The sequence below is a fragment of the Nocardia sp. NPDC050717 genome (genome assembly GCF_040654275.1).
GTDB lineage: Bacteria > Actinomycetota > Actinomycetes > Mycobacteriales > Mycobacteriaceae > Nocardia.
Map to the genome: position 1 here is coordinate 510,150 of NZ_JBFAHR010000003.1, position 6,063 is coordinate 516,212.

Annotated in this window: 6 protein-coding genes; 3 read left to right on the forward strand and 3 right to left on the reverse strand. The window is 71.9% G+C overall.

Features of this window, described 5'->3' with window-relative positions:
* Positions 1 to 50 precede the first annotated feature (50 nt).
* Together AB0H56_RS10595 and AB0H56_RS10600 are read left to right on the forward strand one after the other, a co-directional pair.
* Positions 51 to 1,043 (forward strand): adenylate/guanylate cyclase domain-containing protein, encoded by a 993-nt coding sequence (locus tag AB0H56_RS10595; protein WP_357160223.1) that lies wholly within the window; start codon positions 51 to 53, stop codon positions 1,041 to 1,043.
* Between the two features lie 41 nt (positions 1,044 to 1,084).
* Complete coding sequence (locus tag AB0H56_RS10600) at positions 1,085 to 1,855, forward strand: RNA pseudouridine synthase (RefSeq protein WP_357160274.1); 771 nt, start codon at positions 1,085 to 1,087, stop codon at positions 1,853 to 1,855.
* Between the two features lie 310 nt (positions 1,856 to 2,165).
* Here AB0H56_RS10600 and AB0H56_RS10605 read toward each other — a convergent pair whose 3' ends face one another.
* The 3 genes from AB0H56_RS10605 to AB0H56_RS10615 all read right to left on the reverse strand — a co-directional run bounded on the left by AB0H56_RS10605 (position 2,166) and on the right by AB0H56_RS10615 (position 5,103).
* Positions 2,166 to 3,344: an FAD-dependent oxidoreductase gene (locus AB0H56_RS10605; RefSeq protein WP_357160226.1), complete on the reverse strand. Its 1,179-nt coding sequence runs from the start codon at positions 3,342 to 3,344 to the stop codon at positions 2,166 to 2,168.
* Between the two features lie 80 nt (positions 3,345 to 3,424).
* Positions 3,425 to 4,363: an RNA polymerase sigma-70 factor gene (locus AB0H56_RS10610; RefSeq protein WP_357160229.1), complete on the reverse strand. Its 939-nt coding sequence runs from the start codon at positions 4,361 to 4,363 to the stop codon at positions 3,425 to 3,427.
* Positions 4,360 to 5,103, reverse strand: a complete 744-nt coding sequence (locus tag AB0H56_RS10615; protein WP_357160232.1) for a TIGR03086 family metal-binding protein — start codon at positions 5,101 to 5,103, stop codon at positions 4,360 to 4,362. Before AB0H56_RS10615 ends, AB0H56_RS10610 begins: the two co-directional genes overlap by 4 nt.
* A 52-nt stretch (positions 5,104 to 5,155) precedes the next feature.
* Between AB0H56_RS10615 and AB0H56_RS10620 the strand changes: the two genes are divergently transcribed.
* A complete protein-coding gene (locus AB0H56_RS10620; protein ID WP_357160235.1) occupies positions 5,156 to 5,932 on the forward strand; it encodes a metallophosphoesterase in 777 nt (258 codons plus the stop codon).
* Positions 5,933 to 6,063 lie beyond the last annotated feature (131 nt).

Consider the following 6,063-nt stretch of genomic DNA (forward strand, 5'->3'; position numbering starts at 1 on the left):
GCCGCATCGGTGTGACCTGCGGCGACGCCGCGCGCCGTAGAGTCACTGCTATGTCGGATGCCGAGATGAACGAGCTGGTCCAGCGCACGGTGGAGGAAGCGCTGCTGGCCGGGCCGCGCCGGTACACCCGCACCCAGGTGGCCGAGCAGTCCGGCGTTCCCGAGGTCGAATCACGGCGGCTGTGGACGGCGCTCGGCTTCCCCGCCAACGAGAACGACGAGGTCGACTACACCCAGCTCGACATCACCGCCGTCACCAACTTCCGCAGCATGAAAGTCGTTGCGGCCTCCGACATCCGCCAGCAGGCCGCCGCCGCGCGCACGATCGGCCAGGGCATGGCGCGGCTGGCCGAATGGCAGGCCGATCTGGTGCTCGCCGAGATCAAGGCGCGCGCCGCGGCGGGCGATCCCGCGATCCCGCTCGAGGAAAGGATCAGCGCCGCAACCGAATCCACCATGTCGAGCATCGAGCAGCTGCAGTCGTACGTGTGGCGCAGGCATCTGGCGGCGGCGGTCGCCCGTTCGATCGACGCCGAGGTGGGCGGCGACACGCTGCGCACCCTGGCCGTCGGATTTGCCGACATGGTCGGCTTCACCCGGCTCACCCGGCACCTGCATCCCGACGAATTGTCCACGCTGCTGGAGGCTTTCGAGTCGACCACCACCTCGGCGATCACCGACAACGGCGGGTGGGTGATCAAGAACGTCGGCGACGAGGTGATGTTCGCGGCCGAGAGCGCGGTGGCCGCGGCGCGCATCTCGCTCGCCATCCAGGAATCGACGATGCTGGTCGGCGGGACGCCGGAGCTGCGGGTGGCCTTCGCCTACGGCGAGGTGCTGCAGCGCTTCGGCGACCTGTACGGCTCGGTGGTCAACATCGCCGCCCGCCTCACCGGTGTAGCGCGGCCCGGCAACATCCTCATCGACGATGCCGCAGCCGAGGCGCTCGACGGCGACCCCGAATTCGCCATCCGGCATCTGCGCAGCGTGCGGGTCCGCGGCTTCAACCGATTGCGCCCGCACCGGCTGCGCTCGGCCTCCTAGCGGCGGCCACGCACACCGTTCTCTAGGGTGTCGTCGTGGAGATGGACTGGCAGACCGTACGCGAGCGGTACACCGTGTACGCCGACGACGCCGTACTCGCGCTGAACAAGCCCGCGGGGATCTCGGTGACCGGCGAGCGGCACGACACCGACCTGGTCGAGCTCGCGCAGGCGGCGGGCACCCAGCTGTACCCGGTGCACCGGATCGACAAGGTGACCTCCGGGCTGGTGCTGCTGGCCACCGACCTGGCCGCGCACGGGCCGCTGACCAAGCAGTTCAACAAGCAGACCGCCCGCAAGGCCTACCTGGCGATCGTGGCGGGCACCGAGCTGCCCGAGCGCGGCGAACTCGACCTGCCGCTCAGTGTCGGGCGGAAGAACCGGGTGCGGATCGCGGCACCGCGCGAGGCGATCCGCCGTGCGGGCGGGCGCTGGTTCGTCGACGAGGCCGACCTGCTCGCGGCGAAGAACTATCCGTCGCTCACCCGTTTCGCCACGGTGGCCACCCACGGGGAGCACACGCTGCTCGCGCTCGCCCCGGTCACCGGTCGGCGGCACCAGATCCGCGTCCAGCTGGCCTGGATCGGCCACCCCATCCTGGGCGACCCGCTCTTCGACCGCACCGCCGCCTTCCCCCGCACCCACCTGCACTCCTGGCAGCTGCGCCTGGACGCCGACTGGCTCACCCCACCGGTCCTCGACGTCCGGGCCACCCCCGGCCCCGATTTCTGGGAACCGCTCGGCGCCGACCCGGCCGCGGCGGCCGACCTGCTGACCACCGCGAACCAGCGGCTGTCAGCGCTCAACGGCTGAGCACCCGCGCCGACCGAACGCTTTTCGCGGCCGCGAGTTTCAGCGCGTTCGCGGTACGGCCGCCAGGCACTGACGGCGCCCCGGCGACCCGGCCGGCCGAAATTCGGGTCCACCGGCGGCTCGGCGCCCCGCGGACTGTTCGTGGCCGGTGGCGTCGGGAACCAGCTCGGCCGACGGGGAGCAACTCGAGCCGCGAATGCTCCTCGGTGAAAGGCTTGCCGGCGCCATCCGTAACCTCTTGCGCAGCAACATAATCCGACCGGCAGCTCGGCGCGCCTCGGCGCTGCTACCGGTCGGACCTCGCAGGCGATCAGCGTGCGGCGATTCTACCGTCGGGCGCTCCCGCCGCGACGATCCGCCGACGCCGGGTCGGCATCAGCACGGTCGGGTGGCCGACGCCCCAGGCAGCGCCCGCGCAGATGAATTCCTTGACGCGGGCGCCGAGCCGGCCGGTGAGGACGGTCGAGGTGGGCTCGTCGGCGAAGCTCACGCGCTGGAAGACGGCGTCGCGGCGGCCGAGGCTGATGCACTGCGCGGCATAGCCGATCGGGTCCTCGGGCGCCGTTCCTCCGGTGAGCCGGGCGGCAAGGGCGTCGGCGGCGCGCCAGCCCATCGGCGTGCCCGCGGCGCAGGACATGCGCAGCGGACGGCCGTCCGGTCCGGGGGCCTGGGCGGCATCGCCCACGGCGTAGACCTCGGGGTGCGAGACCGACCGCATGGTGATGTCGACGACGATCCGGCCGGTGTCCGACACGGTCAGGCCGGACGCCGCGGCGATCGGGTGCACGGCGAAACCGGCCGTCCACACCGTGACGTCGGCGTCGAGTTCCGTTGCCGCGCCGGTGATCACGCCGTTCGCGGTGACCCGGGTGACGTCGGTGCCGGTGCGCACGGTGATGCCGAGCCGGTCGAACACGGTGCGCAGGTGCCGCTGCGCCTTCTCGTGCAGCCAGTCCCCCACCCCGCCGCGCGCGAGGATCGTCACCGCGAGATCCGGGTGCGCCTCGGCGATCTCGGTGGCCGCTTCGATCGCGGTCAGGCCGCCGCCGACGATCAGGACCGTCGCGCCGGGAGCCAGCGTCTCGAGCCGGGCGCGCAGCCGCAGGGCCGCCTGCTTGCCCGCCACGCTGTGGGCGTGCTCGACGACACCGGGCACGTCGGTGGCGCCGGTGCTGCCGAGCGCGTAGACGAGCGAGTCGTAGGCCAGCGGTTCGGCGTCGGCCGGCTCGACGATCCGGCGGTCCACGTCGACCGCGGTGACCAGCTCGTTCACCACCCGCACACCGGTGCCCGCGAACAGCTCACGCAGCGGCCGCTGCCGCAGCTCCTGGCCCGCCGCGAGCTGGTGCATGCGCACCCGTTCGACGAAATCGGCGTCGGCGCTGACGAGGGTGATCTCGACGTCGTCGCGGTGCAGCCGCTTCGCGAGACGACCGGCGGTGGTAGCTCCGGCGTACCCGGCTCCGAGGACGACAATGCGGTGCTTCATGGCTCGCTCCTATCGGGATGGACTCCCCTCCTGAACCGGACAGGCACGCGATCCCTGACAGCGCGGCGCTGTGATGTGGGTCACCAGACGACGGCGAGCGGCCGATGCGGTCCCGCGGCCACCCACTGCCGGTTGAGCCGGTCCAGCTTCTCGGGATTGACCTGCAGGTGCACCGCGGCGACGCCGTCGGGCGTCGCGACCACACTCAGCACGGTGATGATCCGGTCGTCGACCACCGCGAGCACCGCGGGCTCCCCGTTGACCACGTCCGCGTAGAACACCGGTTCGCCGCCGACGTAGGTGAGCTTGGCCGGGGTCCGGCGGAACACGTGCGAGAGGTAGCGGGCGATCGCGAACGCGCCGACGACCGGGGTCTTGCGGGCAGGCACGCGGCCGCCGCCGTCGGCCACGCTCACCGCGTCGTCGGCGAGCAGCCGGATCAGCGGGTCGGTGTCGCCGCTGAGGACGGCGGCCAGGAATTCCTCGACGATCCGCTGGGCGGTGGCGGAGTCGACGCTCGCGCGCGAGCGTCCGCCGACGTGCTGTTTGGCGCGCCGATAGATCTGCTGGCAGTTCGACTCGGTGAGGTCGAGCAGCTCGGCGATCTCCCGATGCTGATAGCCGAACGCCTCGCGCAGCACGTACACCACGCGCTCGTTGGGCGAGAGCCGCTCCATCAGGGTGAGCATCGCCAGCGACACCGACTCGCGCTGCTCGACGGTCTCGGCCGGACCGAGCATCCGGTCGCCGGCCAGTACCGGCTCCGGAAGCCATTGGCCCACATAGGTTTCCCGGCGTGCCCTGGCGGAGGTGAGCTGGTTGAGGCAGAGGTTGGTGAGTACCTTCGTCAGCCAGGCCTCCGGCGTCTCGATCAGGTCCTTGTCGGCCGCGTGCCAGCGCAGGTAGGTGTCCTGCACCGCGTCTTCGGCGTCGCCGGCCGAGCCGAGCAGCCGGTAGGCGATCGCCTCGAGGCGGCCGCGCGCGGCCTCGAAGACATCGGCTCGGTCGGTACGCGTCATCTCCCCATCGTCGGCCATTCGGGTGCGGCGGCGCCACCCGCGGGCGACGGCCGCCACTGCGGCGAGCGGCCGAGCAGGCGCAGGATGCGATCGAGGGGCGCCGCTTCGGCCCGCACGTCGAGCGCCGGACCGAAAGCCGCGCCCTGGCGCTCCCGCGACGTCCCACCCGGCACGGCCAGCGCGACGCGCAGGGCGGTCGGCGCCAGGTCGGCGTCGAGCTCGACCGGACGGCCGACGGATCGGGCGACGTCCCAGGCGTGGACGACGCTGTCGATCAGATGGAAGCCGAGGGCGGCGGTGGCCGGAAACCGGCCGGGCGGGATCTCGGGCAGGGCCAGGGTCCGGGCGAGCGCGCCGGGCTCGGCGAAGGCCGCGACGACGTCCTTGGCCGAGCTCAGGAAATCACAGACCGGGTCGGCGGCCGGGCGCACCTCCCACACGGCCGGGTCGTCCAGGCCGCGCGCCGCAGCGGCGCTCATCCGCACCGCCCGCGCGTGCCGGGCAAGCACCCCGGCCGGCGCGCGTCTGCGTGACCGCGCCCAGCGCGACATCCAGGAGCAGGAGCAGCGGCTGCTCGCCGACGTGCCCGCCGAGGATCGGCGCACGTTCCTGCGCGTCTTGCAATACCTCGCCGAGCGTGAGAAGTGACACAGACCACCGATGAGGTTTCGACCCGTGGTACGCCTCATGAAGACGGATATACGCAGGTCATCTAGCCTTGAGAGGTGCCGACGAGTCATACCGGCACACTCTGACGCAACGGAGCGATCCCAGAGAAGAAAGCGACTGCCGATGATCCTGGCGGCTCAGCTCAGCGATACCCACTTCGATCTCACCCCGCGCAACACCGAGCGCGTGGAGCGGGTGATGGCCTATCTGGCCGACCTGCCCCGCAGGCCCGACGTCATCCTCGTCACGGGCGACATCACCGACTCCGGGAAGCCGGAGCAGTACGCCGAGGCGCGGCTGGCACTGCGCGCCGACATCCCCGTCTGCCTGCTGCCGGGCAATCACGACGATCGCACCGCTTTCCGCACCGAACTGCTGGGCGAACCGGCCTCGGACGCACCGATCAACAGCGTCCACCGCGTCGGCGCGCTCACCGTCCTCATGCTCGACTCCACCATCCCCGGCGAACCGAGCGGCCTGCTGGCCGAGGAGACCTACGACTGGCTCGCCGACGCGCTCGCCACCGCACCGGACGGCCCGATCCTCATCGCGCTGCACCACCCGCCGCGTCCCGTCGCCAGCCCGGTCGTCGACGTGATCGCCCTCGCCGAACCCGCCCGCCTCGCCGCCGTGGTGGCCGGGGATCCCCGCGTCATCGGCGTCCTCACCGGCCACGCGCACTCCCCCATCGCCACCACCTTCGCGGGCAAACCGATGATCACCTGCCCGAGCACCGCCTCCGTCCTCGGCGGGGAATGGGAGGTGACGCTGCCGCACAAGGTGATGGACTACGCCCCCGATCCGGCCGTCGCGCTGCACGTCATCGACGAGACCAACACGCTCACAACCCATTTCCGCACTGTAGCGATGGGCGGCTGGCTGGCCGAGCCCCCGATCTGAGCCGCACCCACCGCCCGAACCCGGCCCGCACGACCCGACCTCGAGGAGGGTCCGCCGACGCAGTCGGCGGGTCGCGGCCGTCCCGCCGATCAGGCGCCGTGGCGCAGGCGACGAAGGAGCAAGCCACGGTG

Excerpts from the sequence above, each read along its gene's own strand:
- AB0H56_RS10595 (WP_357160223.1), top strand. The coding sequence starts at position 51 with ATGTCGGATGCCGAGATGAACGAGCTGGTCCAGCGCACGGTGGAGGAA.
- AB0H56_RS10600 (WP_357160274.1), top strand. The coding sequence starts at position 1,085 with ATGGACTGGCAGACCGTACGCGAGCGGTACACCGTGTACGCCGACGAC.
- AB0H56_RS10605 (WP_357160226.1), bottom strand. The coding sequence starts at position 3,344 with ATGAAGCACCGCATTGTCGTCCTCGGAGCCGGGTACGCCGGAGCTACC.
- AB0H56_RS10610 (WP_357160229.1), bottom strand. The coding sequence starts at position 4,363 with ATGACGCGTACCGACCGAGCCGATGTCTTCGAGGCCGCGCGCGGCCGC.
- AB0H56_RS10615 (WP_357160232.1), bottom strand. The coding sequence starts at position 5,103 with ATGACTCGTCGGCACCTCTCAAGGCTAGATGACCTGCGTATATCCGTC.
- AB0H56_RS10620 (WP_357160235.1), top strand. The coding sequence starts at position 5,156 with ATGATCCTGGCGGCTCAGCTCAGCGATACCCACTTCGATCTCACCCCG.